This is a genomic window from Methylocystis sp. Uni0008 (assembly GCF_056838045.1).
The window spans coordinates 1,975,230-1,996,808 of record NZ_CM166370.1; the positions used below are offsets into that span (position 1 = coordinate 1,975,230).

Genomic DNA, 21,579 nt, shown 5'->3' on the forward strand with positions numbered 1-21,579 from the left:
GAGGGCGCGGATGTAGCAACAGGCGATCGGCGGAGCCATTCGCTCAATGCCGATGCTAGGCGGACTGCATCATCAATATGCTCGGATCTAATTTTCGACAGGGACAGACCATGAACGTGTCGAACGCTGGGATGCGCAGCGCTACTTGAGAAGGTCCTTCATGCCGCTGCCTACGGAGACGCACGACGTACCCGTCCACTTGCAGGTGATCTTCTTGTCACAATCGCTTCTTGTTGCGTTCGTGGAGCAGGTCAGGAGAGAGTCGGCGGACCTCGAAACGTCGAGGAGTGCGCAAAGGCCCGTTATCTTTGTGGCGCAGGATGCTGCGAGTATCTTTCTGGCCTGCTCTTCATTGACAGGCTCTTTGAACTCTTTTGAGTTCGAAACGAGAAAGCGCTTGAGATCTTCCCAGCGCACGCCGTAAAGCTCGATCTGATCCTTCTCGTTCTTCTCGGGAATAATCCTTTTGCCTTCAATTTTGTCTCGACCTTCAATCGCAGAGTCGAAAAGTGCCTTGAAAGCAACCTCGACGACAATCTCCGCGCCGCGCTCCAGAACGACGCAGACAATCGCGGTTCTCGCAGAGCGCATGCAGTATTTTATGTGCTCGTACACCTCCGCTTGAGATTGCGAGGGCTTCGCAAGAAGCACGAGCATGCCGATCACGGCAGCCATAAGGAAACGCAAAATAACTTCCCCCTTGGTTCTGGAACTCGAGACGCAAGATTGACGGCTCATTTGACGCACCGCGCCGGCCGTGGTGACCTCGACAGCTTCCAAAGGCCCGCATTCAAACTCGCCGGTTTGAGCTTCCACTCGGCATAGGATTTCAGCCAACTGGGCTCAACGTGATCGTGACTCTTGCGGTTGTAAGTGTCCTGGACCTCGGTCAAGTACTTGGCGATCTGGTCGCCGGGATGATATCCGTTTATTCGCCCGGCCTCGGCGAGCATCCGCGCTTCCGGATAGAGCACCGTAATAGTGGGGTACGCGTTAATATCGAGCGAGGAGGCGATGGCCGAGGTCGTCTTGTCGGTTTCGTGAGAGCCGATGGCGAACACCGCGCTCCCGGCAAAGCGGTTGACGCTCGGACAGGTAAGAGCATCAATCAGATCCCAACAGTACTCGCACGAGTCCTGGTGGACCACGAGAACCAACGGAACATTTCGGTCAATCGCCTTTTTGAAGGCAGTGGTCGTATCGTTGACGTGCCAGCCGATGCGGACGCTTTCGATCTCGTCCCAGGCCCAGTAAAGCGTCTGGTCGGGGCGCCTCTCACCGGCCTCTTTGCTTGCAGTGGTTTCGGATTGAACGCGCGTCAGCGGCTGCTCTGGTTTGGGGGCAGGTCTCGCCCTGATCCCCTCAAGCGATATCGGCGGCTTTGTCTTGGACTCTTCCGCCCCTGCCGGGGGGATCGCCGACATCGCTGTCAAAAATGCGCAAACAACAGCCCGCGGCTGTAGTGAACCGCGCCGCTCAAGCAATGCGGACAAGTCGAACATCGCGGTACTCTTACAAAATATACGCCATCCTGGAAGCGCCAGTAAGCCGCACCTGAATTTAGCACAGATCGCAAATTGTGAAAGAAGATTGAACTTGTGTGTGCCGAAACGTTACCATCTCGGGCGGCGGACGCAACAGCGCGCCAGGTCGTCCCCAGCCATCGATGCGCTGGCGTCGCGCCCGCCGGTCCGACGATGATTGTCGCCGAGTCGATCTTCACACCGCGCTCATGATCGCGCCACGCCTCCCATAATCCAGCGAAGGCGAGCGGGCGACCGTCAGGCGACGAGAAATATTGCGGCGTCTTCCCGCCGGGCTTGCCGGTCCATTCGTAAAAGCCGCTGGCGGGAATGACGCAGCGGCGCGATTTGAACGCCGATCTGAACTACCTCGGGCGCATCGGAAAAGGTTGTTCCGTCGTTGAAGTATGTGCCGTCGGAGAATAGGGCACCTTGACCAATTCGGAAGAGCTTAGCTGCCAAGCCTTTTCTCGACCCACGATCACGTTCACCGATCTCGAAATCATTGGTTGTGAGTCCTTCCGGAAATCGAGTCATTGCTATTTTAGTGCAGCCGACGACTGTGTCGAAAGGATCAGTGAAAATTTCCTCAGATCGGATTTTTGATCCACGTCCAAAGTAGACGTCGGTCGGGGTGAACCGTTCAAGCTCTCGTAATAGCGGCGATGGGGGATATCGCCGCGCAAGGACGCCACTGAATTGTCTTTCAGTACACACTGGGAATTTCCCACTAAACGCCCGAGCGCCCTCGCCTAGCCCGCAGATTTGCCGAAGGAAAAATTGCCGATGAACGGCGAGGTTTCGATCACGACCGACCGTGTCACATTGCCGGTGTGTCGCCGCTTGTGTTGATTTCCACTGAGAGTTGACCCGGGTAGCACGGGTTTTTCCACCGAGAACTGACCCATGTTCGAACCTTTCCCCCTCGGCCATCGCGGGGGAACGCGGAGTGATCGACATGGAGTTATTGAGCGTCATCCGGCGCTGGCGATATCGGCAACATTTCTCGATCAGGGAGATCGCGCGACGCACGGGGCTGTCGCGGAACACGGTGCGCAAGCACCTGCGCTCGGACAGCGTCGAGCCGAAGTTCAAGATCCCTGACCGTCCGAGCAAGCTGGATCCCTATGCTGACAAGCTGGCGCAGATGTTGCGGCAGGAGGCGGCGCAGTCGCGCAAGCAGAAACGGACGCTCAAGCAGTTGCACGCGGATTTGGCCGCCCTCGGCTACGACGGCTCGTATAACCGCGTGGCGGCCTTCGCGCGCGAGTGGAAAGCCGCGCGGCGTCGGGAGCAACAGACCTGTGGCCGCGGCGCTTTCGTTCCGCTAGCGTTTCTGCCCGGCGAGGCGTTCCAGTTCGACTGGTCGGAGGATTGGGCGGTCATCGCGGGCGAGCGGACCAAATTGCAGGTCGCCCAGTTCAAGCTCTCCTACAGCCGGGCCTTCATTCTCCGGGCTTACCCACAGCAGACGCATGAGATGCTGTTTGACGCCCACAACCACGCCTTCCGCGTGCTGGGCGGCGTGCCGCGGCGCGGGATCTACGACAACATGCGCACCGCCGTCGACAAGGTCGGGCGCGGCAAGGAGCGGCAAGTCAATGCGCGTTTTGCGGCCATGGTCAGCCACTTCCTGTTCGAGGCCGAGTTCTGCAACCCCGCCTCCGGCTGGGAGAAAGGGCAGATCGAAAAGAACGTGCAGGACGCGCGGCACAGGCTCTGGCAGCCGACGCCGAACTTTCCCTCGCTGGCGGCGCTGAACGACTGGCTGGAGGCGCGGTGCCGCGAGCTGTGGGCCGAGATCCCGCATGGCTCGCAGCCGGGTACGGTCGCCGACGCCTGGCGCGAGGAAGCGCAGCACTTGATGCAACTTTCCCGCTCCTTCGACGGCTTCGTCGAATACGCCAAGCGTGTCTCGCCGACATGTCTTATCCACCTGGAGCGCAATCGCTACAGCGTGCCGGCCTCGTTCGCCAATCGCCCGGTCAGCGTGCGGGTCTATCCTGAGCGCATCGTCGTGGTCGCCGAGGGACAAGTTGTTTGCGAGCATCGGCGCGTCTTCGCCCGTTCCCACGATCGCAAGGGCGCGACGGTCTACGACTGGCGGCACTATTTCGCGGTCATCCAGCGCAAGCCGGGCGCGCTGCGCAACGGCGCGCCCTTCGCCAAACTGCCACCCGCCTTCCGCGCCTTGCAACAGCGGATGCTCAAGACGCCAGGCGGCGACCGCGAGATGGTCGAGATCCTTGCCCTGGTCCTCCAGCATGACGAGCAGGCCGTGCTGACCGCCGTCGAACTGGCGTTGGAGGCGGGCGCGCCGACCAAGACGCATATCCTGAACGTGCTGTGCCGGCTGGTCGACGGAAAGCCGGTCGACGCGCCGCCGGTGAAGCCGCCCAACGCGCTGACGCTCACGACCGAACCGCAGGCCAATGTCGAGCGCTACGACGCCCTGCGCAAAGCCCGGGAGGTGCGCCATGCGTCATAATCCCGCCGCCGGCGCCATCGTCATCATGCTGCGCAGCCTCAAAATGCACGGCATGGCGCAGGCCGTCAGCGAACTGACCGAGCAAGGCGCTCCGGCCTTCGAGGCCGCGCTGCCGATCCTGTCGCAGCTTCTGAAAGCGGAAACGGCGGACCGGGAGGTCAGATCGACCGCCTACCAGCTCAAGGCCGCGCGCTTTCCGAACTATCGCGATCTCGCCGGCTTCGACTTCGCCAGCAGCGAGGTCAATGAAGCTCTCGTTCGCCAGCTTCACCGCTGCGAGTTCCTGGAAGACGCCCACAACGCCGTCCTGGTCGGCGGGCCCGGCACGGGCAAGACGCATCTCGCCACGGCGATCGGCGTCCAGGCCATCGAACATCACCGCAAGCGCGTCCGGTTCTTCTCCACCGTCGAACTCGTCAACGCGCTCGAGCAGGAAAAGCTCCAAGGCAAGCCCGGGCAAATCGCGGCGCGGCTCACCCATGCCGATCTCGTCATCCTCGACGAGCTTGGTTATCTGCCGTTCAGCGCCTCGGGCGGCGCCTTGCTCTTCCACCTGCTGAGCAAGCTCTATGAACGCACCAGCGTCATCATCACGACCAATCTCGGCTTCGGCGAATGGGCCAGCGTGTTCGGCGACGCCAAGATGACGACAGCGCTGCTCGACCGCCTCACCCACAGCTGCCACATCCTCGAGACCGGAAACGACAGCTTCCGCTTCAAAAACAGCTCGGCAAAAGCCGACAAACCCGCAAAGGAGAAAACCCGAACTTGACGAACCCCTGACCCTCAAACCATCTTCAAGCCGGGTCAGTTCTCAATGGAAATCCCGGGTCAAATCTCAGCGGAAATCGACAGCCCACAATCATGGTCGGCAAACTGACCGCGAGTGAGAGGCTTCCTGCGAGTTTGATATTCACGCCGAACAACAAAACCAAAGTCGGGATAAGAAGCTCGCCCCCCGCAACTCCAAGAAGCGAGGCAGCGACCCCGATGATGAAGCCCGCCACCACTCCTGTGACGACTCGGAGATTGCCGGCTGCGAAAGTTTGCCCACCCGCGTGCAGATCGTGCCCGAGAAGCAGCAGGGCGGCGATGCCCACGAGTAGGAGGGCAATCACACGGTAGAGCGTTGCCGATCTGAGGCGCGTTGCCCAGCCTGCCCCAAGCCATGCGCCGAGAAGGCTGCCGGCCAGCAGATTGAGAATAATCGGCCAATGTGCGGCAACATCGCCGAGCGGCACCGCCGCTGCCCTAAAGGGCAACGCCGAAGCAACTACCACAAAGCTCGTTGCCTTATTGACGATGACCGCTTCGAGCGCAGCGAAGTGAAATGCGCCAATAAGCAACGGCAGCCGGAATTCAGCCCCGCCGAGCCCTATCAGGCCGCCTAACGTTCCGATAACCGCCCCGCCGCCAAACACCGCCGCTTTGTTGTTCCGCGTCCAGCACTTCTTGCACGCCGGCGAGTTAGCTAGGTGACTGGTTCGGGTCACAAACGGACGCATCGAAAGGAACGGCGACATAAAAAAAGAGGACCGCGCGAATCCTTCTACAGACCACTTCGTTGTTCTTTTCGCCATTCCCACGGCGGCCGCATCACGCCCGACCATATGCCGCGCTTCGCGTTCTTCGCCTCCTACTCCGCGCCAATGTAGTCCGACGAATAGCATCCCGCCGCATCAATCTTGCCGGTCAGACTGCTCCTTCTCCGCAATCGTTTTCTCAACCTGGCCCTGAAGCTCATCCAAGCTCTCGGCTTGGTTTTGGAGCGCGTCCAGACTCAGAAGGGTTTTCTCGAGAATTAAAACCGAAAGGTTGCCGAAGTCTTCTTTGTTGGTTGCGAGATAGACGCACAGCGCCTCGCGCAGAATGTGCTGCATCCTTGCCGTTGAGTTGTGCCCAGCGGTCTTGAGCGCCTCCCATTCGTCGGAGGTGAAGGCGACCGGGAACTCAGCCATTTCCTGTCGCCACGGCGTTAGCTTTTTAGGCTTCCCCTTGGCCGACCCCTCTTGCATCGCCGTTTTCAGTCTCCGGATAGGACGCTCTAACTCTGGCTATAATAGTGTCACCTCCGGTCTTTTGTATGCCTCCGCGGGGGGCCGCCTGGCGTTGATTGCGGTTTTTGAGATAGCTGCGTGACGGGTGGCGCGACGATCGTGTCCACTACTGTTACAAGCGGACACTATCGCCGATGTCGCGCAACGATGCCGATTCGCCGGCTCTCCGGCGCAGGCGCCGGTCCTGGTCTCTCGATGAGAAGCGCCGGATCGTCGACGAGAGCCTCGAGGATGGAGCTTCGATCGCCGAGGTTGCGCGACGGCACGACCTCAACACGAACCAGCTCTTCACCTGGCGTCGGCAGTTTGGCGTCGAGCTGGCCACGCCGCAGGAACGCGCACCGATCCTGCCCGTAACGATCACGCCGGACGCGACGTCGGAATATTCCGCTCCAGGGTCGACCGGCCAGATGGAGATCGTGCTCGCCGAGGGGGATCGGATCATTGTGTGGGCCGATGTCGAGACAGCCGCGCTGTCGCGGGTCGTGAAGGCGCTGCGCCGATGATCCCGCTGCCGGCGGGCTGCCGGGTCTGGATCGCGACGGGCCACACGGACATGCGCCGCGGCATGCAGGGCTTGGCGCTTCAGGTTCAGGAGCAGCTGAAGCGCGATCCGCATGCTGGCGATCTCTATATCTTCCGAGGACGCCGTGGCGATCTCGCCAAAATCCTCTGGCACGACGGGATCGGCCTGTCGCTCTACGCCAAGCGTCTCGACCGGGGAAAGTTCATCTGGCCTGCGGCGAGCGCGGGCGCGGTGTCGATCTCGGCCGGGCAGATGGCCTATATGCTCGATCACCCATGTTGATGCCCCTCCTGGTCAGGCCGACAGATTCTGAGATCGAGGCTGTCGATCATGTGGTTTCGAAGGTCTCGAACTCCCTCCAGGACGTTTTCTGCGTCGCCGAAGAGATACGCGCCATTGGGCTGCCGATCCACCATCAGCCGCTGTTTCCTAATTTGCACATACAGCCAGTTTACGGGGATGCTCAGCTTCGCCGCCAGCTCCTGCGCGGAAAGAGCGCCGGCGCTATGGGTCCATCGCGTGCGGGCGCGCGGGAGTTCGACGCGCGCAGCAAGCCGGATTTTCTGCACAGTGACGGGGAGAACCTTGTCCTCGCATGTCGGGGAGCGATGCCCTTCGCTCGTGAGAACGGCGGCGATTGCGTCGTCGTACAGACCCTCGCGCGCCAAGGTGAGCGCGCGCTCGCGCATTTCTTCGGCGCGCGCGAGCTTCGAGAGGGAGGCGACTCTCATTCTGACCTCGAGGCAGGTAACGGCGCCGCCACGCCAGACGATGCGGACGGTCGCGATGTCGTGTCCGCCCCGATCGAGGATGACCTTGTCGACGAGACATCGCAGCAGCGCCTTCCGGCGGGCGTCGGAAGTGGCCGGGTCGTCCCAAATTTGCGGCAGACGTCCCGCCAAGTTGATGACTTTGCCCTCCAAGGCTTTACCGATCCCGAGCCGCGCGCCGACGTCGGGTGAAGCTTGACGGTCGAGCGCCTCTTCGGCTGCCCGGACTTCGATCAAAGCCGCTTCCCAACGGCGTTCGAGCTCGGCGGCGACAAGACGATTATCGGGGTCCACGCGATTGAACTGTCGCTCGGCCAGTGACGCCTCGTATCGCTTCCGTTCGAGCTGGCGCTCGGCGCTCGTCCGCAGGGCGGCGTTCACCTGGGATCGTGCGCGACGGGCCTTCGACAGGGCATCGAGTTCCGCCGGCGCCAACGCCGTCAGAAACGCCTCGGCGACGGCGGCGTCGACCGGCGCCGCGCGAACGTGCTGACAGGTCGGCAGACCTTCGTTGGAGCGCAGATGATTGCAGACATATTCGCCGCCGCGACTCTTGTAACGGACGTACATCTTGTGTCCGCAACGTGCGCACCAAGCGATCCCATGCAGCAAGAGATCGCCGTCGCGAGGCGCGCCTCTGGTCTTGATGCGCATGTACTCGGCTCGGTTGTCTTTCAGGGCGGCGTTGATCTTTTCATAAGTCGGCCAATCGATGTAGGCGGGATATCGGTCCTTCACGACAATGCGCCATTCACCCACGGGGCGCGGCGCCTTCATCTTCGACGCGCCTTCGCGCCCGCCGGCATGCATCCGCGTCCGTCCATAGACGAAAGCGCCCGCGTAGGCGGGGTTTTTCAGAATCGAGGTCACGGACGAGACAGTCGCCCGCGCCCAGCAAGAATCGCCTCGCCGGTCGCGTCGCGGCAGATCGAGACCGCGCTCGTTGAGTTTGCGCATGACTTGGGCGGCGGCGCCGAACTTCAGAAACAGCTCGAACACCAGCCCGAGCCGGTCCTGAACCGCCATATCGGGATCTTTGACGACCACGCCGCTGGGATCGCGCGTCAGGCCGATGGGCAGATTGAGCGCGAGTTCGCCACGTTCGGCTTTTGCGAGCAGGCCGGCCGTGAGCCGGCTGCGAATGGTGTGGAGCTCGAGCTCCGAGATGGTCCCTTTCAAGCCGAGGAGCAGTCGGCCGTTGGCGCTGCCGGGATCATAGACGCCGTCGCGGTCGGCGATGAGACAGCCGCGCAGGCCGCAAATATCGAGAAGCGGATACCAGTCCGAACAATTGCGCGCGAGACGCGTCACGTCGATCGACAGGATCAGCCCTACCTCGCTGAGGCCGACGCGGCCGACGAGTTCCTTGAAGCCGCTGCGTTTGGCGGCGAAGGCTCCGCTGAGGCCGAGATCGGCGTCGATCACGTCGATGTCGGCCTCACGCCATCCGAGCTCGCGAGCGCGTTGACGCAGCGCGTATTGCAGCCTCAGGCTTTCTTGATTGCTCACCACCTGATGCGGCGTCGACTGACGGATATAAACGACCGCCTTGCGCGCCAGGTGAGCCGGCTTGACCAGTTCGGACATCATGGGAGAGCTCCGCCAGAATGGCCGCGACGTCGTCGACGACTTGGCGGCGCAGAGCGTTCGGCAACGTCGCCCAAAGATCCTTCGGATCCATGCTCATCGCCTTCGAGACATTCTGCGGCTGAAACGAGCTCGCGAAGCGCCTCTATACTCAGCTTAGTTTGATTCGTGTCCTGTTGATAGGGCTCCGTTACAGCTATTGGGATCAATAGACTGGCGCCCTTCAGGTATTCGACCTCGTATGAGGGGGACACGACGCCGCCAGGAGATCTCGCGCGCCCGATGACCCGAAACGATCGCCCGTAAAGCGGGTGTCGCGGGTCGCGGACCTGAACGACCGATGATTCATCAGCCTGCTCAGAGGGGATATTCCTGAATGCCTTCGCTGGAAGGGATCGACTGGCGAAATCCGCAACTCACCTTCAGGCCGCAAAGCGCGGGGTGAGGCGCAAAAAGCTGGGGTGACTGCATTTTGGGGCGCCACAAATCACGCGTTTTGTGATTCACTTCGCTTCATGGATGCTGCGGCCAAAGCCCTTTTCGACGAAAACGCTGCGCTGAAAGCGGAGCTGGCCGTGGCGCGGGCGAAAGCGTCGGAAGACATGGCGCTGATTGCCGCGCAGAGGCTTCAGATTGCAAAGTTGCAGCGCCAGATTCACGGGCAGAAGTCGGAGCGCTCGGCAAGGCTGCTCGATCAGTTGTCGCTCGAACTCGAAGAACTGGAAGCAAACGCGACGGAAGACGAACTGGCCGCGGAGCACGCTGTCGCTAGAACGACCACCGTCGCGGGGTTCACGCGCAAGCGGCCGGAGCGCAACACATTCCCCGAGCATTTGCCACGCGAGCGCGTGGTGATTGATCCACCGACCGCGTGCGCATGCTGTGGGGGCGCGCGTTTGCGCAAGCTCGGCGAGGATGTGACGCGGACGCTGGAGACGACCCCGCGTCAATGGAAAGTGATCGAGACTGTGCGGGAGAAGTTCTCGTGCCGGGACTGCGAGAAGATCACGCAGACGCCGGCGCCGTTCCATCCGGTGCCGCGGGCGTGGGCGGGGCCGAGCCTGCTGGCGATGATCGTGTTCGAGAAGTTCGGACAGCACCAGCCGCTGAACCGCCAGGCGGAGCGCTATGCGCTGGAGGGCGCGCCGATCGCGCTGTCGACAATGGCCGACGCGGTTGGCGCCGTCTGCGTGGCGCTCGATCCCCTCCGTCGCCTCATCGAGGCCCATGTAATGGCCGCCGAACGGTTGCACGGGGACGACACCACAGTGCCGGTGCTGGCGAAGGGCAAGACCGACACCGGGCGTTGCTGGGTTTATGTTCGCGATGACAGACCGTTCGGCGGCGCCGGGCCGCCGGCCGCGATCTTCTACTACTCGCGCGATCGGAAGGGCGAACATCCGCAAACCCATCTGGCGGGCTATGCCGGCATCCTGCAGGCCGACGCCTATGACGGCTACAACAAGCTTTATCTGGCGGACCGCAAACCGGGTCCGATCCAGGAGGCGGCCTGTTGGGTTCACGCACGCCGACCGTTCTTCGCCATGGCTGATCTCGAGGAGAATGCGCGTCGCAAGGCTTCCGGCAAGAAGGAGATACCGCTCTCGCCGATCGCGATCGAGGTTGTTCGTCGCATCGACGCGCTGTTTGCGATCGAGCGGGCGATCAACGGCAGGAGCCCTCAGGAGCGCGTTGCGGTTCGACATGCCTCGAGCCGCCCTCTTGTCGACGCACTCGAGACCTATATGCGCGAACAGCTTGCCCGGCTCTCGCGCGGGCATGATCTGGCCAAGGCGATCAACTACTTGCTGAAGCGCTGGGCGGCCTTCACGCTGTTCCTCGACGATGGGCGCGTCTGCATGTCCAACAATGCCGCCGAGCGCGGATTGCGCGGCATCGCTTTGGGAAGAAAGTCGTGGTTGTTCTGCGGATCGGATCGCGGCGGACAGCGCGCCGCGGCCATGTACGGCCTCATCGTGACGGCTAAGATGAATGGCGTTGATCCGCAGGCATGGCTCGCCGATGTCCTCGCGCGCATCGCCGCCCATCCCGCGCACCGGCTTGATGAACTGCTTCCGTGGAACTGGCGCCCGCCGGCTCAGCGGGCATCAGCGCTGGCGGCCTGAGCATGCACGTCAACAAGGTCGATCACGTCACGACCGTCGAGCGCGTCGCCGCACGTCTCGGTGAGAGCGTCGACTTCATCCACGACGTCGCTCTCGAAATGGATGCCGAGGACGGCGTCATCTGGGTCTACGGCATCGGAGACGACGGCGTTCTCGCATTCACCGACTTCGGCATCGAAACTCTCGTCGAACTCATCGAAATCCACAAGGACTTGAAATCGAGCGCGGACGCCTGACGCAGCGCGAGATCAGCCCCTGCGGCCCACGCCGGATGCATACGGTCTTTTTTCCTTTGCCACTGTTTCACCCCACCAGTTGGGCTGCGCGGCCATGCGCGATTCCCAAACCAATCGTCGCCCATATCCCGGCGCGGCGCGTGCCGCTGGTGTGTAGCTGGAGCGGCACATGGAGATACGAGAGATTCGCGTAAGTGACGGCAAGCGCTAGACGGTAATCAAGCCTCCGGCGCCAGGCTCTAGTGGAGTAGCTCTAGATGCATCAGTAGTCGCCATGAGCCAACGGTTAGCATCAGCGCTGTGCCTAGTAGCATAATGACGACCAAGACGCGCGCTGCTTTATTGGAGAGCATGGCGAGACTCCATGAAAAAGAATGCCATTAATTTGCCATTTGATCTGTATTTTAATGGCTTGCATATGGCTACTTGCCTGCTCCAACATTGGAGGCTTGTCTTGTCGCAAGAAATCGAAAAATCAACGGCCTCAAAAGAAGCAGACCTATTCGACTCTGCAAAGCTATTAAAGCAATTGCACGATGAAATTTTGGCGCACATTAATTCGGCGCACACTAAGAAGTTCGATGAACTGATCACAAAAATGTCTTCAAGCACGCGCTCACTGACTCGAGCTTCTGAGTCTCAATAAGATTGAGCGTAGTTGCTCCGGGATGCACGGCGGGGGATAGCATTTTCTTAAGAAATTGAGCGTCGCATGATCCTGCAACGTCAGGCGCTCCTTTCTTAACGCCGCAAAGTTTAGGAACGTAAAGCAGCTTGGCGTTGCGCCAAAATCCCTATTGAATTCCGCACCACAACCCCAGCCACCTGCTTGGCTGCAAGCTTTTTCATGAACCGCTCACGAGCGGGCGCGATATCTGGACTCAGTGAAGACTTACCGTAGGAGGCTTGTCGGTCTAACGGCCAGCGTCATATCGAATAGCACGATGGATGCCGCAAAATGCACGATGAACTGAAACAACTCCTCAAAATCGCCGGAGCTGCATTAGAGGCGGAAGATCATTTTCTCCGTAAGGCGGCCGCCAGCAATCCAGCCGCATATCATAATGAAAAAGCTGGCATTTTGAGGTTCAATAACGAACACTACTATCAGTTCGTTGTTGCGCGCGCGACTGTATCCTCCCTCCGGTTGGCTGCCTCTATCGAAGTCACCTCTAATGATTTGGTGCTCAAAGACCCGAACAGCCGCAACCGGTTCGCGGTGGTCGAAATGAAACGGTGGATGAGCCCCACCAACGAGCGGGAACTTACGCATATCCACTATGATGTCGGCAGGCTTCGATCTGCTAACGCCGAGCACGCTTTCATGCTTGTTTTCTCAGCGAACAGCAGCGATACGACCGAGACACATATCGGGTGGCTGGCTGATGAGTTAAATTATCCCGCTATCAAAGACCCTGAAGCGCGGCATTGCTTCCGAACATTTGATATGAACGGCGATGAGGTGGAGTTCTGGGTGACTGGTTGGGAAATTGATCACACGAGCATTGCTTCCGGGTAACGTTACCGGCAGCCCCAATCAGACCGTCCGCTGATATATTGCCCCCGGTGATTGCCGGAAATGATTCCTTCCGACGTCGGGCGGGCGACCGGCTCTTCCTGTAGCGAGCGGCGCGCCTTGCAGGTCTCGCCACGCGTCAACCGCGCGGGCGTCGGCGACGATGATCCTGCGCTGATCGAGCCGGCGGTAGCCGCCTGAAAGGCAAGTTCCGCCGCTCGCTGAGCGGCGCCGGTTATTCCGACACCGTGATCAGGCGACCAGCAAAAACGCCGTTAGCCGCCGTCGGCGTCGCCCTGTGCGCGGAATTAACAGGCATGAGAAAGCCGATCACGAACGCTGCGGTCGCCATGGCGGCTACCATTAAAATCGACACGCGAAGCTGCCTGCGCGCCGACTCCTGAGCGACTTCCCAATCAAAGTAAGTCGACATGAAGACCTCCATCCGTTGTTCGATGGAAGCGTAGTAGCAAGTGCGGGCGACGCCCGAAGTGCGCCCGCGCACACGCAGCGTTAACCTTAATTTGTGCGCCAGCCCTCGGCGGGCTAATTCTCTAGCGAAGCAAATCGAGCCGCGAGCCGCGCCCATTCTTCCGGCGTCACCACGCGGTGATCGCCGCGAACATCGCGGCGACGCCCTCGACCGTCGGCCGGGTCATGTGGCGCTCGGTCTTGTCGGGGTCGGCGGTCAGGCGCTCGCGCATCGCTCTTGCCTTGGACCACGAGAATTGCAGGCAGCGGCTCCACGTCCAGCCGTGGCGCGTCATCTGTCGGCGCTAGTGATGGGCGCGGCGCTCTGGATTATAGCTTTCATGGACTGCTTCTCCGGCTCCTTCGCGGGCAAGTCCTTCCAGACTCCGGGGAAGCAGCCGGTCCATCCCATTAGCGGTGATTCACTGAGCCCGACAGATCCTTGCCAGTAATCCGTTTCTGTGGTGCCTTGAAGCATTGCGTTGGGGCGAAAAGTTTTGGCGTCGGGAGAAATTGCGCAAGTTGCGATTGAGTCGGACGCGGCGGACAAAAGAACCGCCGCGTGCGCCTGAAATCCCCGCGCCCCACTGCGAAACAGGCGCCGGCGCTACCGCCCATGGTTAGGGCTTCCAAGCGGGCGAGGAATTCCTGGGGCTCCAGGCCTTTGAGATGGATCGAAGGCGTCGCCCCGCTGTTTTCCGACCCGCTTCTGGAGAGTCCCCACTGCTAAATCTGAGTCGACGGGTCGTGATGAGGCAGCAAGCGGAGCGACTATCTTGCGTTCTGTCTGATTGCGCTGCTCACTAACCCGTGAAACCTTCGACGTGGCTTCGCGTTGCATGCGCTCGACTTTACCGGCTAGCTCAGCAATCGCGGCGCCGGTTTCCCTCTTCACTGCGTCGAGACGCCTCTTCAAGTCTTCAAGGACGGCAGCATCCTTCGCACCCAGGCTTCGCGCGGCGGGCACAGCTTCGACTTTGGTTTGGAGACCGCGAATATCCTCGGCCATTTTTTTCTGGATGCGGACCAACTCGGCGCGCTCGACGCTCTCTTGAGCCGCGACGGCCGGGTCGGACTGAGGCTTCACCGCGTAAAACTGAGACTGACCGCCAAAAAGATAGAATCCTGCCATCCAGGCGCAACCCAACACGCCGGCCGCCAGCGCGGTGCGCGGACCATAAGTCAAGAGACGTTTGAATCGTGGGGGCGACTTGCGCGCGAAGGCTTCTTCGGCCCTCTTGGATGACGTTGAGCGGAACGCGGCGCCAGTCGCTCCCACGTCAATGTCAGGCACAAACGCATCCTGGCGATAGGCGGCGGCAGCGCGGGCCTCGGCAACGAGGTCGTCCACAGGACGGGACATGCAAGAGCTCCTACCCGCTACTTGGATGGCTTCGGGCCATGGAGACAAGCCTCGCGGGCATTTACCTAAAATTACGTTAAAGGCTCGCGAGCCCGAGATGCAGGAATCCAAAGTGTTTCACGCCGCGCGTCGAAATCCACGACATCGTCATGACCGCCAATCCTGACGCCTAAAAATGTCTCAGGTTCAAGACCCCCTTCCAGGCTATGCTCAAAGAACTCGGCAAAGACGTTCAAATCCGCTTTTCATAACGCCGTGCTGATTCCGCTTGAAGGCGCCCCCTAAAACGAGATGATGGCGCCCATCGATTCCGGAATGAAGGCGCCCCCCGATTCCGAGATGATGCCGCCCCCCCTGCAACGGAATGATCCCGCCCGGGTGATTTCGTGCAGTGGCGGTCGCCGCCGTTGGCCTGATCAGGTCGATCCTTTTAAGATCTCGTCGGCGGTCTTCCTCTGATCCTTGCTCAGGGTCGCATAGAGCGGCTGTAGCGCCGCGTCCAACACGCGCAAGGCCTCGAGCTCTTCGCTCAAGTGATCTTCCTTGATCTTGATCGACTCCGGTAAGCTGGCGGACATCATCGAGCGACTCTGCTCCTGCGCCAATCTGCAGCTCCGGTACTGCTTTTCCTTATTCGCCCGAAAAACATTGGCGAAGACGTTCCACTGAGGCTCCTGCGCGGCCGTAATCCTGAGCTCCGTCTTTATGTAGGCGAGTTGACCTTCGACGCGTTCATAGGCGCGGCACATCATGGCCTGCCCCGCCGTCGCCGCGCCCCCTTGCCTGATCGCGTCCTGCGCGCCGGCGGGGCCCAAAACGCTCAGTAGCGCCGCTGACGCGATTGCGAGTTTGCTTGATCTCATGATGCTTCCTCTTATGGGTCCGACGTCGCGCCCGCCGCCATCGCTGACCGCGCAATGATCTTTCGGCTGCTCACCAGAGCGGCACGCCATAGGAGACGGCAGTCACAGGCGCATAGTCATAGCCCACTGACTCATCGCCATAACCATAGACCGGGCCCACGCCGTAAACGTACGGCGGCGGCGCATAGGCGAGCGGAACGTCATAGCCGTAGAGTGGATAGGGCGCGCCGTAAAAGGGGCTGCCATAAAGCGGGTACGAGAAGGCGCTCGTCAGCCCTAGGCCAAGCGCGAGCCCGGCCAGGCCCAATCCCCAATCGTAACCGCCCCAGCCGCAGCAACCATAGCCGCCCCAGCCATAGAGCGGATACGGGGCCCAGTAGAAGGGCGAGGCATAGTAGGGATACACGAAGGCCACCGGCGGATATGCGGAATAGGCGCTCGCCAACCCAAGCCCGAGCGCGGCCACGCCCAGCCCCCAACCGTAACCCGGCCAACCATAGCCGCCCCAGCCATAGCCGGGCCAGCCATAGCCGCCCCAACCGTAACCTTCCCAGCCTCCACCGTAACCGCCCCAGCCGGCGCTTCGCGCGAAACCGCCGCCCGCCACAGCGCCCAAGCCGGGGATTCCACCAAATCCGCGCGGGTCGCCAAAGCCGCGTTGTCTGCCAAACCCGCGCGGGCTCGCAAAACCGTGTCCGCCGCCAAAGCCGCGCCCGCCGCCAAAGCCAGGGATTCCACCAAAGCCACGCGGGCCACCAAAGCCGCGTTGTCCGCCAAAGCCGCGCCCGCCGCCAAAGCCAGGGATTCCACCAAAGCCACGCGGGCCACCAAAGCCGCGTTGTCCGCCAAAGCCGCGCCCGCCGCCAAAGCCGGGTATTTCGCCAAAGCCACGAGGGCCGCCAAAGCCGGGTATTCCACCAAAGCCACGAGGGCCGCCAAAGCCGGGTATTCCGAAGCCGCGCGGACCGCCAAAGCCATGGCCCCCGCCGAAGCCGCGTCCGCCACCGAACCCGGGCAATCCCCCAAAGCCGCCGCCAAACCCATGTCCGCCGCCACGAAAGCCGCCATGCCCGCCGGCTCCAAAGCGGGGTATTCCGCCGAAGCCGCGCGGACCGCCAAAGCCATGGTCCCCGCCGAAGCCATGGCCCCCGCCGAAGCCGCGTCCGCCACTGAACCCGGGCAATCCCCCAAAGCCGCCGCCAAACCCATGTCCGCCGCCGCCAAAGCCGCCTCCGCCGCCTCCAAAGCCGCCGCCGAAAGCGGGCACCAGAGCTGCGTCCAACGCTAGCGAAAGCGCGACAAGTGCAACTACGAACAGCTTGAACGGCTTGAGCATGCGCCATCACCCCCGGTTGCCAGAGGTCCTGAATTGAATCCGTGCGGGACTTCGCGGAGGTCCGCCGCAGGGCATCCCAACCAGCGTTGTTTTTGTGAGAGGAATGAGCCTTTTCGTTGGCGTCATTTCGGACAGAATAATTCTCGTCTTCATCTCGATGCCGCTGATCTTGCGGCTACTGCAAAAATCTCACCGGAAGTGTCGGCTTGGAAAAAGCTGGAAGATTCTGACGAGCATCGTTTCGGCATCCCGAGAAAGTCAGCAAATGGCGGATTGTGTTGAAAAACTCGACGTTGCCGCACGCCATGGCTCGTGATTCACTTTCCCTGCTGATTTGCAGGAGAAGCGGCGATGATGGGGACTCAGACAGCAGCCGCTCGGTTTTTCTATGATTTTTGCCTCGACGACCATGTGCCAAAGGACCATCAATTGCGCGGGATCGATCGGCATCTCGATCTCGAAGGCATTCGCGCCGCGTTAAAGCCCTTCTACAGCAGCACTGGCCGCCCTTCAGTCGATCCGGAGCTGATGATCCGCATGCTTCTTGTCGGCTATTGCCTGGGCATTCGGTCCGAACGCCGCCTGTGCGAGGAAGTGCATCTCAATCTCGCCTATCGCTGGTTCTGCCGCGTCGGCCTTGACGGCAAAGTCCCAGACCATTCGACGTTTTCCAAGAACCGGCATGGCCGCTTTCGCGAGAGCAACATCTTGCGCCAGCTCTTTGAATCCATCGTCGCGCGTTGCGTGGCAGAGGGCCTTGTCAGCGCTAACGGCTTCGCCGTCGATGCAAGCCTGATCGCTGCCGACGCCAACAAGCAGCGCTCAGTTCCGAGCAGCGACTGGAACCCCGACGAAATCAAAGATGACGCGTGCCGCGCGGCGCGGGAATATCTTGCAATGCTTGATGACGCCGCGTTCGGCGCGGCTTCGCCCGTGACGCCGAAGTTCATCGCGCGATCGGATCCCGCGGCGCAATGGACCGGCGCGCATAAAGGCCACGCGTTCTTCGCCTACGCGACCAATTATTTGATCGATACGGATCACGGCGTGATCGTCGATGTCGAAGCGACGCGCGCCATCCGACAGGCCGAGGTCGGCGCTTCAAGAACGATGGTAGAGCGCACCGAAGAGCGCTTCGGCCTGAAGCCGGGTTATCTTGTCGCCGACACCGCATATGGCTCGGCGGATAATCTCGCCTGGCTCGTCAAGCAGAAGCGGATCACGCCGTACATTCCCGTTTTCGATAAGTCGACGCGAACCGACGGCACGTTCTCGCGTTCGGACTTCACGTTCGATCCCGAGGCCGACTGCTATATCTGCCCGGCTGGAAAAAAGCTGGTTCAGTTCCGGCGCGCCTACGCCACTCCGCGCACCGGCGTCGGGGCTGACGGCACGCGTCGTTACCGCGCGAGCAAGAAGGATTGTGACGTCTGCGAACTCAAAGCGAGATGTTGCCCGAATGCTGTGGCGCGGAAGATTCCACGTGACGTTGAGGAAGATTCCCGCGATGTCGCTCGGGCGCTTGCTGGAACGCCCGAATTTGAAACGGCCTGTCAGCGACGCAAAAAGGTGGAGATGCTGTTCGCCCATCTCAAACGCATATTGCGACTCGGGCGCTTGCGGCTACGGGGTCCATGTGGCGCAAAGGACGAGTTCCTGCTCGCCGCGACCGCGCAAAACTTGCGACGTCTCGCGCGGTTGAGGCCCCCAGAGTTCGAAATGGCGGCATAAGCCGCACACTATGGCGGCGTCGCCGCCACCACGCCGATGAACGCGCAGTCCAATGCTGAAAAACGCCTCCGCGGAGGCCGACGACCCTATCTCCCAGACTTTTTCAACGAAATCGGCGCGAAGGAGCCGTTGACGAAGGGCAAGTCGTGACGAGACTCGGTCATTCCTACCTAAGGGCACAACCGTGGATTTCTGAAATTTTTCCTTGGGAATCCCCATTGCGTCGCCGCTTGGGCGAGAGCGCTAAAATTCTTTTCGGGTAACGATATTCCAGAGAACGGCCAAGTGGCGCGCATCGGCTTCGGCGCGGTGACAGTGCAGAGCCAATTCGGTCGCTTGAGTTCTCACGCGCGCATATGCCGCTTCATCCAATCCACTATCGGCGGCGGCTTGCGAAATCAGAATTCTAGCGTCGGTCCTGCGAATCGTGAAAGTCACATCGCAGCCTGCGGCGTCAAACAGAAGACGGAGCCAAGCTTCGTCATGCGGTGCGTCGGAGAAGAGTTCCCGCCCTTGCAGCACGAGGTTCATACGCTGGGCGACCTCCCAGGCCGGGCGACCGTCGCGGCACAATTGCTCAAACGTGATTCCATGCAATCTTTCGGCGGCGCGATCCCAGCTGGCCTTGACCGGCCACTCCGCTGGCGGCCGAATGAGATGGCTTTCGGATATGACGTCGCCCGTTCCGGGATCGGTGAACGCCCAGCCGATTTCGATCGGATAGCCGTCCAGATCGGAAGCCTCGCAGTCGAAGAAAACAGGTTCGGCGATTGTCATCGTTCCGCAGCCGCCTCCGTTGATTGTGACCGGTCAAGAAGCCGACCGACTGCCCCCAAAGTCTTCTCGCCTCAACTTCTTCGTCTAGCCAGTCGCCAAGCGTTCAATGGATTCCTGACGCCAAGAAGATCGCGCTTGCGTTGAACGGTCGCGAAATCGCCGGGCGTCCCCCATCGCAACTGAACGCCCCCATGCCACACCCTCGGTCGAGGAGCGAATTGTCGAACCAAACCAATACGACGGCGGCCTAGGGGGGCCGCCGCCACGTTTGGCGTCAGAAGCTTGCCGTTGGCGGCAGCAGGCCGACCTGCGATATCTTTCGAAGGAACTGCGGCTCCTCGGGCCAACTGCACCAAGTCAGCGTCAAAAGGTCGTCGTGGGTTTCGACTACTTCTGCCTCATACCAGCCTTGGTCGGGGCCGGTCGTGGCGAGCACGACGCTGCCGACGCCGATGTCGCCCCAGCCTCCAGGCAGCTTTACCTGAGCCATACGGCCCGCCCCGCTGCCGCCCACAGCGCCCCCATGGCCCTCGGGCGAGCCTGCCGAGGCCGTACAGGCCAGTTTCGGGCCCTTGGGGGGCAGCCCGGCGGCGGCGATTGATTGATACAGCCCCGCCCGCACGAAGGGCACGAAAGCCCGCCCGCTGGCGAACACCCGCCCCCGGGGTAGCTTGGCCGCGAGCGCCTGAAGCTCGGCCGTATCGACGGGCACAACCCTCATGCCCATCAGCCCCGCCACCTTCTTGGCCAGTTCGGCGCTTTCTTCGTCGAAGGTGGAAGCGTGCGGTTTGCGCGTGTCGTCGAGCCCCATGACGATCAGCACAGGCGTGGCGTCATGCTGGGCGGCGTGAATCGGCTTGGCGCTCATGGCAGCCCTCCAAAAAAGACGAAGGGGGCCAGAGGCCCCCGTGTCGGTCGAACAGTCGATGGTGCGCGTGGTGGCCGTCGAAGCGACGGCTTCAATCGAGTTCTCACGTGGCTTTTCCTATCAGCTCAGCGAAGCGAAATGCTCGCCAGCACAATATAGAGGATTTTATTCCTATTGTCAAGATCAAGGTTCTGAGTGGGCGGTCAAGGCACGAGGGCCCTTTAGCGCCACCCGGTCACAATCCTCATATGCCGGGCAATAGCGGTTTTGGCACCGGCCTCGGTCGTCGATGCGGTTGCCGTTGCAGATGTCCCGACCCCAGCCAGCGCATCCGCAAAAGAATCGAAGAAGGCTTCGGCTGGATCAAGACGTTCGCCTTGCAGGAGAAGACAAAGTTGCGGGGTTGCGACAGGGTGGGCTTCGCTTTCACCTTCGCAGCCGCCGCCTATAATCTGATCCGGCTGCCGAAGCTGATGGAGGCGACATGAGCGCGCTGGCGAGGGTGTGGGCTTGTCGGTCGATGGCAGATCGTCCAAGCCTATATTTGGAATCGGGGCTATGTCGATCTGTGTGAACCGGCGGCCATCGTCATCGGCACCGACGGACGCGGCGAAATCGTCTCGGCGCCATGCAGGCAACGCTTGATATCGAATACGGTCGCACCTCTTCGTGAGGCGTGGCTTCGACGAGAGTGGCGAAGTCGCCGGGGAAGGATCCGCCGAGTTGCTCGACGACGGAACCATTAAGATCGATTTCGCCTATAACAACGGCGACGGAGCCGTCCTCAAGGCCAAGCGCTGGCTTTTTCAACAGCCTGTTTTAGCCCCTCTTATTCATCGCAGCGGATTCAGTCACGAAGTGCAATGAATGCGGGTTTTGGCGGAAAGTGCCCGTGGCAAAAATTGCCACACGCCAACCCTGCTACAAGGCTCTGAATTTACATCGTATTCCTCAGCTTTCGAGCCGCTCCGGTGAATATGGCGGGTTAGATCGTTGGGCTGATAGCTCTTTGAGCGCTTTTATAACTTCGCTCTTCGTCAGATTGGAGTCGATCTGAGACATGAGTACCCAGACAAATTCCACGCTCTCGCTGACAAATTCATCGCCCGAGGCGTCACCCGTGCGTACTCCGGTATCAAATCGCCATTTGAATTCATTTCCCGACTCCTCCCATAACTCAATTAGTTTTGAGGCCAAATATCGCACATGAACTTTTGGCCGCGCACCTCGAGGGCCTTCTTGGTGGACTTTCGTGCCGGATGCCACGATTAACTCTTCAAGAGAAATTTCGAACGCGTGAAGCTTGGAATGAGAATCGCTCACGGCAAACTTGAAGTTCCT

General features: G+C 60.9%; 26 protein-coding genes and 1 pseudogene. 13 read left to right on the forward strand and 14 right to left on the reverse strand.

Annotated features, from left to right (window positions below):
• Positions 1–141: 141 nt before the first annotated feature.
• Genes AC0X69_RS09840 through AC0X69_RS09855 form a run of 4 tightly spaced genes read right to left on the reverse strand, consistent with a single transcriptional unit; the run spans position 142 to position 2,618 of the window.
• Positions 142–780 carry a hypothetical protein gene (locus AC0X69_RS09840; RefSeq protein ID WP_482613254.1) on the reverse strand — a complete coding sequence of 213 codons (639 nt, stop codon included), beginning with the start codon at positions 778–780 and terminating at the stop codon, positions 142–144.
• Positions 735–1,502, reverse strand: a complete 768-nt coding sequence (locus AC0X69_RS09845; protein ID WP_482613255.1) for a hypothetical protein — start codon at positions 1,500–1,502, stop codon at positions 735–737. The genes AC0X69_RS09840 and AC0X69_RS09845 overlap by 46 nt, the downstream gene beginning before the upstream one ends.
• Positions 1,430–1,855, reverse strand: coding sequence for an SOS response-associated peptidase family protein (locus AC0X69_RS09850; RefSeq protein WP_482613350.1), 426 nt, complete (start codon positions 1,853–1,855; stop codon positions 1,430–1,432). The genes AC0X69_RS09845 and AC0X69_RS09850 overlap by 73 nt, the downstream gene beginning before the upstream one ends.
• Complete coding sequence (locus AC0X69_RS09855) at positions 1,782–2,618, reverse strand: hypothetical protein (protein WP_482613469.1); 837 nt, start codon at positions 2,616–2,618, stop codon at positions 1,782–1,784. Before AC0X69_RS09855 ends, AC0X69_RS09850 begins: the two co-directional genes overlap by 74 nt.
• Between AC0X69_RS09855 and istA the strand changes: the two genes are divergently transcribed.
• Together istA and istB are read left to right on the forward strand one after the other, a co-directional pair.
• Positions 2,542–4,011, forward strand: a complete 1,470-nt coding sequence (gene istA, locus AC0X69_RS09860; RefSeq protein WP_482613352.1) for an IS21 family transposase — start codon at positions 2,542–2,544, stop codon at positions 4,009–4,011. The two genes, AC0X69_RS09855 and istA, sit on opposite strands and share 77 nt — an antisense overlap.
• Complete coding sequence (istB, locus tag AC0X69_RS09865) at positions 4,001–4,783, forward strand: IS21-like element helper ATPase IstB (RefSeq protein ID WP_482613256.1); 783 nt, start codon at positions 4,001–4,003, stop codon at positions 4,781–4,783. Before istA ends, istB begins: the two co-directional genes overlap by 11 nt.
• Positions 4,784–4,808: 25 nt before the next feature.
• Here the strand turns inward: istB and AC0X69_RS09870 are convergent, their stop codons facing one another.
• Both AC0X69_RS09870 and AC0X69_RS09875 read right to left on the reverse strand, forming a co-directional pair.
• The gene (locus tag AC0X69_RS09870; protein ID WP_482613257.1) at positions 4,809–5,681 is read right to left on the reverse strand and encodes a sulfite exporter TauE/SafE family protein; all 873 of its coding nucleotides are present in this window, start codon (positions 5,679–5,681) and stop codon (positions 4,809–4,811) included.
• Between the two features lie 9 nt (positions 5,682–5,690).
• On the reverse strand, positions 5,691–5,969 hold the full coding sequence (locus tag AC0X69_RS09875; protein WP_482613258.1) for a hypothetical protein: 279 nt from the start codon (positions 5,967–5,969) through the stop codon (positions 5,691–5,693).
• Between the two features lie 233 nt (positions 5,970–6,202).
• On the opposite strand from AC0X69_RS09875, the gene tnpA reads away from it, so the two are divergent.
• On the forward strand, positions 6,203–6,574 hold the full coding sequence (tnpA, locus tag AC0X69_RS09880) for an IS66-like element accessory protein TnpA (protein WP_256035853.1): 372 nt from the start codon (positions 6,203–6,205) through the stop codon (positions 6,572–6,574).
• Positions 6,571–6,876 carry an IS66 family insertion sequence element accessory protein TnpB gene (gene tnpB / locus AC0X69_RS09885; RefSeq protein ID WP_482608606.1) on the forward strand — a complete coding sequence of 102 codons (306 nt, stop codon included), beginning with the start codon at positions 6,571–6,573 and terminating at the stop codon, positions 6,874–6,876. Before tnpA ends, tnpB begins: the two co-directional genes overlap by 4 nt.
• Here tnpB and AC0X69_RS09890 read toward each other — a convergent pair.
• Positions 6,864–8,954 carry a recombinase family protein gene (locus AC0X69_RS09890; RefSeq protein ID WP_482608605.1) on the reverse strand — a complete coding sequence of 697 codons (2,091 nt, stop codon included), beginning with the start codon at positions 8,952–8,954 and terminating at the stop codon, positions 6,864–6,866. The genes tnpB and AC0X69_RS09890 overlap by 13 nt on opposite strands.
• A 512-nt stretch (positions 8,955–9,466) precedes the next feature.
• Here AC0X69_RS09890 and tnpC point away from each other — a divergent pair.
• The 5 genes from tnpC to AC0X69_RS09915 all read left to right on the forward strand — a co-directional run bounded on the left by tnpC (position 9,467) and on the right by AC0X69_RS09915 (position 13,030).
• Complete coding sequence (gene tnpC, locus AC0X69_RS09895; protein WP_482607327.1) at positions 9,467–11,077, forward strand: IS66 family transposase; 1,611 nt, start codon at positions 9,467–9,469, stop codon at positions 11,075–11,077.
• A 2-nt stretch (positions 11,078–11,079) separates the two neighbouring features.
• Positions 11,080–11,313 carry a hypothetical protein gene (locus tag AC0X69_RS09900; protein ID WP_256032252.1) on the forward strand — a complete coding sequence of 78 codons (234 nt, stop codon included), beginning with the start codon at positions 11,080–11,082 and terminating at the stop codon, positions 11,311–11,313.
• A gap of 364 nt (positions 11,314–11,677) precedes the next feature.
• Complete coding sequence (locus AC0X69_RS09905; protein WP_482613259.1) at positions 11,678–11,959, forward strand: hypothetical protein; 282 nt, start codon at positions 11,678–11,680, stop codon at positions 11,957–11,959.
• A 312-nt stretch (positions 11,960–12,271) separates the two neighbouring features.
• Positions 12,272–12,832, forward strand: a complete 561-nt coding sequence (locus tag AC0X69_RS09910) for a hypothetical protein (RefSeq protein WP_482613260.1) — start codon at positions 12,272–12,274, stop codon at positions 12,830–12,832.
• A gap of 60 nt (positions 12,833–12,892) precedes the next feature.
• Positions 12,893–13,030 (forward strand): hypothetical protein, encoded by a 138-nt coding sequence (locus tag AC0X69_RS09915; protein WP_482613261.1) that lies wholly within the window; start codon positions 12,893–12,895, stop codon positions 13,028–13,030.
• A gap of 34 nt (positions 13,031–13,064) precedes the next feature.
• On the opposite strand, the gene AC0X69_RS09920 is transcribed toward AC0X69_RS09915, so the two are convergent.
• The 4 genes from AC0X69_RS09920 to AC0X69_RS09935 all read right to left on the reverse strand — a co-directional run bounded on the left by AC0X69_RS09920 (position 13,065) and on the right by AC0X69_RS09935 (position 16,142).
• Positions 13,065–13,262, reverse strand: a complete 198-nt coding sequence (locus AC0X69_RS09920; protein ID WP_482613262.1) for a hypothetical protein — start codon at positions 13,260–13,262, stop codon at positions 13,065–13,067.
• Positions 13,263–13,907: 645 nt separating this feature from the next.
• The gene (locus AC0X69_RS09925) at positions 13,908–14,663 is read right to left on the reverse strand and encodes a hypothetical protein (protein WP_482613263.1); all 756 of its coding nucleotides are present in this window, start codon (positions 14,661–14,663) and stop codon (positions 13,908–13,910) included.
• Positions 14,664–15,079: 416 nt separating this feature from the next.
• On the reverse strand, positions 15,080–15,526 hold the full coding sequence (locus AC0X69_RS09930) for a Spy/CpxP family protein refolding chaperone (RefSeq protein WP_482613264.1): 447 nt from the start codon (positions 15,524–15,526) through the stop codon (positions 15,080–15,082).
• Between the two features lie 70 nt (positions 15,527–15,596).
• The gene (locus tag AC0X69_RS09935) at positions 15,597–16,142 is read right to left on the reverse strand and encodes a hypothetical protein (RefSeq protein ID WP_482613265.1); all 546 of its coding nucleotides are present in this window, start codon (positions 16,140–16,142) and stop codon (positions 15,597–15,599) included.
• 75 nt (positions 16,143–16,217) lie between these two features.
• Between AC0X69_RS09935 and AC0X69_RS09940 the strand changes: the two genes are divergently transcribed.
• Complete coding sequence (locus AC0X69_RS09940) at positions 16,218–16,814, forward strand: hypothetical protein (protein ID WP_482613266.1); 597 nt, start codon at positions 16,218–16,220, stop codon at positions 16,812–16,814.
• A 399-nt stretch (positions 16,815–17,213) separates the two neighbouring features.
• Positions 17,214–18,593, forward strand: a complete 1,380-nt coding sequence (locus tag AC0X69_RS09945) for a transposase (RefSeq protein ID WP_482613002.1) — start codon at positions 17,214–17,216, stop codon at positions 18,591–18,593.
• A gap of 243 nt (positions 18,594–18,836) precedes the next feature.
• On the opposite strand, the gene AC0X69_RS09950 is transcribed toward AC0X69_RS09945, so the two are convergent.
• Both AC0X69_RS09950 and AC0X69_RS09955 read right to left on the reverse strand, forming a co-directional pair.
• Positions 18,837–19,370 (reverse strand): hypothetical protein, encoded by a 534-nt coding sequence (locus AC0X69_RS09950; RefSeq protein WP_482613267.1) that lies wholly within the window; start codon positions 19,368–19,370, stop codon positions 18,837–18,839.
• Between the two features lie 274 nt (positions 19,371–19,644).
• Positions 19,645–20,238 carry a hypothetical protein gene (locus AC0X69_RS09955; protein WP_482613268.1) on the reverse strand — a complete coding sequence of 198 codons (594 nt, stop codon included), beginning with the start codon at positions 20,236–20,238 and terminating at the stop codon, positions 19,645–19,647.
• A 320-nt stretch (positions 20,239–20,558) separates the two neighbouring features.
• Here AC0X69_RS09955 and AC0X69_RS09960 point away from each other — a divergent pair.
• Positions 20,559–20,726 (forward strand): annotated as a pseudogene (locus AC0X69_RS09960) (transposase); the annotation flags it as partial.
• Positions 20,727–20,961: 235 nt separating this feature from the next.
• Complete coding sequence (locus AC0X69_RS09965) at positions 20,962–21,105, forward strand: hypothetical protein (protein WP_482613269.1); 144 nt, start codon at positions 20,962–20,964, stop codon at positions 21,103–21,105.
• Between the two features lie 84 nt (positions 21,106–21,189).
• Here AC0X69_RS09965 and AC0X69_RS09970 read toward each other — a convergent pair whose 3' ends face one another.
• Positions 21,190–21,561 carry a hypothetical protein gene (locus tag AC0X69_RS09970; protein WP_482613270.1) on the reverse strand — a complete coding sequence of 124 codons (372 nt, stop codon included), beginning with the start codon at positions 21,559–21,561 and terminating at the stop codon, positions 21,190–21,192.
• Positions 21,562–21,579 lie beyond the last annotated feature (18 nt).

What these genes read in the sequence shown, in the direction of transcription:
- AC0X69_RS09955 (WP_482613268.1), bottom strand. Translation starts at nt 20,238, where the DNA reads ATGAGCGCCAAGCCGATTCACGCCGCCCAGCATGACGCCACGCCTGTG.
- AC0X69_RS09930 (WP_482613264.1), bottom strand. Translation starts at nt 15,526, where the DNA reads ATGAGATCAAGCAAACTCGCAATCGCGTCAGCGGCGCTACTGAGCGTT.
- istB (WP_482613256.1), top strand. Translation starts at nt 4,001, where the DNA reads ATGCGTCATAATCCCGCCGCCGGCGCCATCGTCATCATGCTGCGCAGC.
- AC0X69_RS09925 (WP_482613263.1), bottom strand. Translation starts at nt 14,663, where the DNA reads ATGTCCCGTCCTGTGGACGACCTCGTTGCCGAGGCCCGCGCTGCCGCC.
- AC0X69_RS09905 (WP_482613259.1), top strand. Translation starts at nt 11,678, where the DNA reads ATGAAAAAGAATGCCATTAATTTGCCATTTGATCTGTATTTTAATGGC.
- AC0X69_RS09915 (WP_482613261.1), top strand. Translation starts at nt 12,893, where the DNA reads ATGATTCCTTCCGACGTCGGGCGGGCGACCGGCTCTTCCTGTAGCGAG.
- AC0X69_RS09900 (WP_256032252.1), top strand. Translation starts at nt 11,080, where the DNA reads ATGCACGTCAACAAGGTCGATCACGTCACGACCGTCGAGCGCGTCGCC.
- AC0X69_RS09845 (WP_482613255.1), bottom strand. Translation starts at nt 1,502, where the DNA reads ATGTTCGACTTGTCCGCATTGCTTGAGCGGCGCGGTTCACTACAGCCG.
- AC0X69_RS09950 (WP_482613267.1), bottom strand. Translation starts at nt 19,370, where the DNA reads ATGACAATCGCCGAACCTGTTTTCTTCGACTGCGAGGCTTCCGATCTG.
- tnpA (WP_256035853.1), top strand. Translation starts at nt 6,203, where the DNA reads ATGTCGCGCAACGATGCCGATTCGCCGGCTCTCCGGCGCAGGCGCCGG.
- tnpB (WP_482608606.1), top strand. Translation starts at nt 6,571, where the DNA reads ATGATCCCGCTGCCGGCGGGCTGCCGGGTCTGGATCGCGACGGGCCAC.
- tnpC (WP_482607327.1), top strand. Translation starts at nt 9,467, where the DNA reads ATGGATGCTGCGGCCAAAGCCCTTTTCGACGAAAACGCTGCGCTGAAA.
- AC0X69_RS09920 (WP_482613262.1), bottom strand. Translation starts at nt 13,262, where the DNA reads ATGTCGACTTACTTTGATTGGGAAGTCGCTCAGGAGTCGGCGCGCAGG.
- AC0X69_RS09890 (WP_482608605.1), bottom strand. Translation starts at nt 8,954, where the DNA reads ATGATGTCCGAACTGGTCAAGCCGGCTCACCTGGCGCGCAAGGCGGTC.
- AC0X69_RS09870 (WP_482613257.1), bottom strand. Translation starts at nt 5,681, where the DNA reads ATGCTATTCGTCGGACTACATTGGCGCGGAGTAGGAGGCGAAGAACGC.
- AC0X69_RS09945 (WP_482613002.1), top strand. Translation starts at nt 17,214, where the DNA reads ATGATGGGGACTCAGACAGCAGCCGCTCGGTTTTTCTATGATTTTTGC.
- AC0X69_RS09910 (WP_482613260.1), top strand. Translation starts at nt 12,272, where the DNA reads ATGCACGATGAACTGAAACAACTCCTCAAAATCGCCGGAGCTGCATTA.
- AC0X69_RS09875 (WP_482613258.1), bottom strand. Translation starts at nt 5,969, where the DNA reads ATGGCTGAGTTCCCGGTCGCCTTCACCTCCGACGAATGGGAGGCGCTC.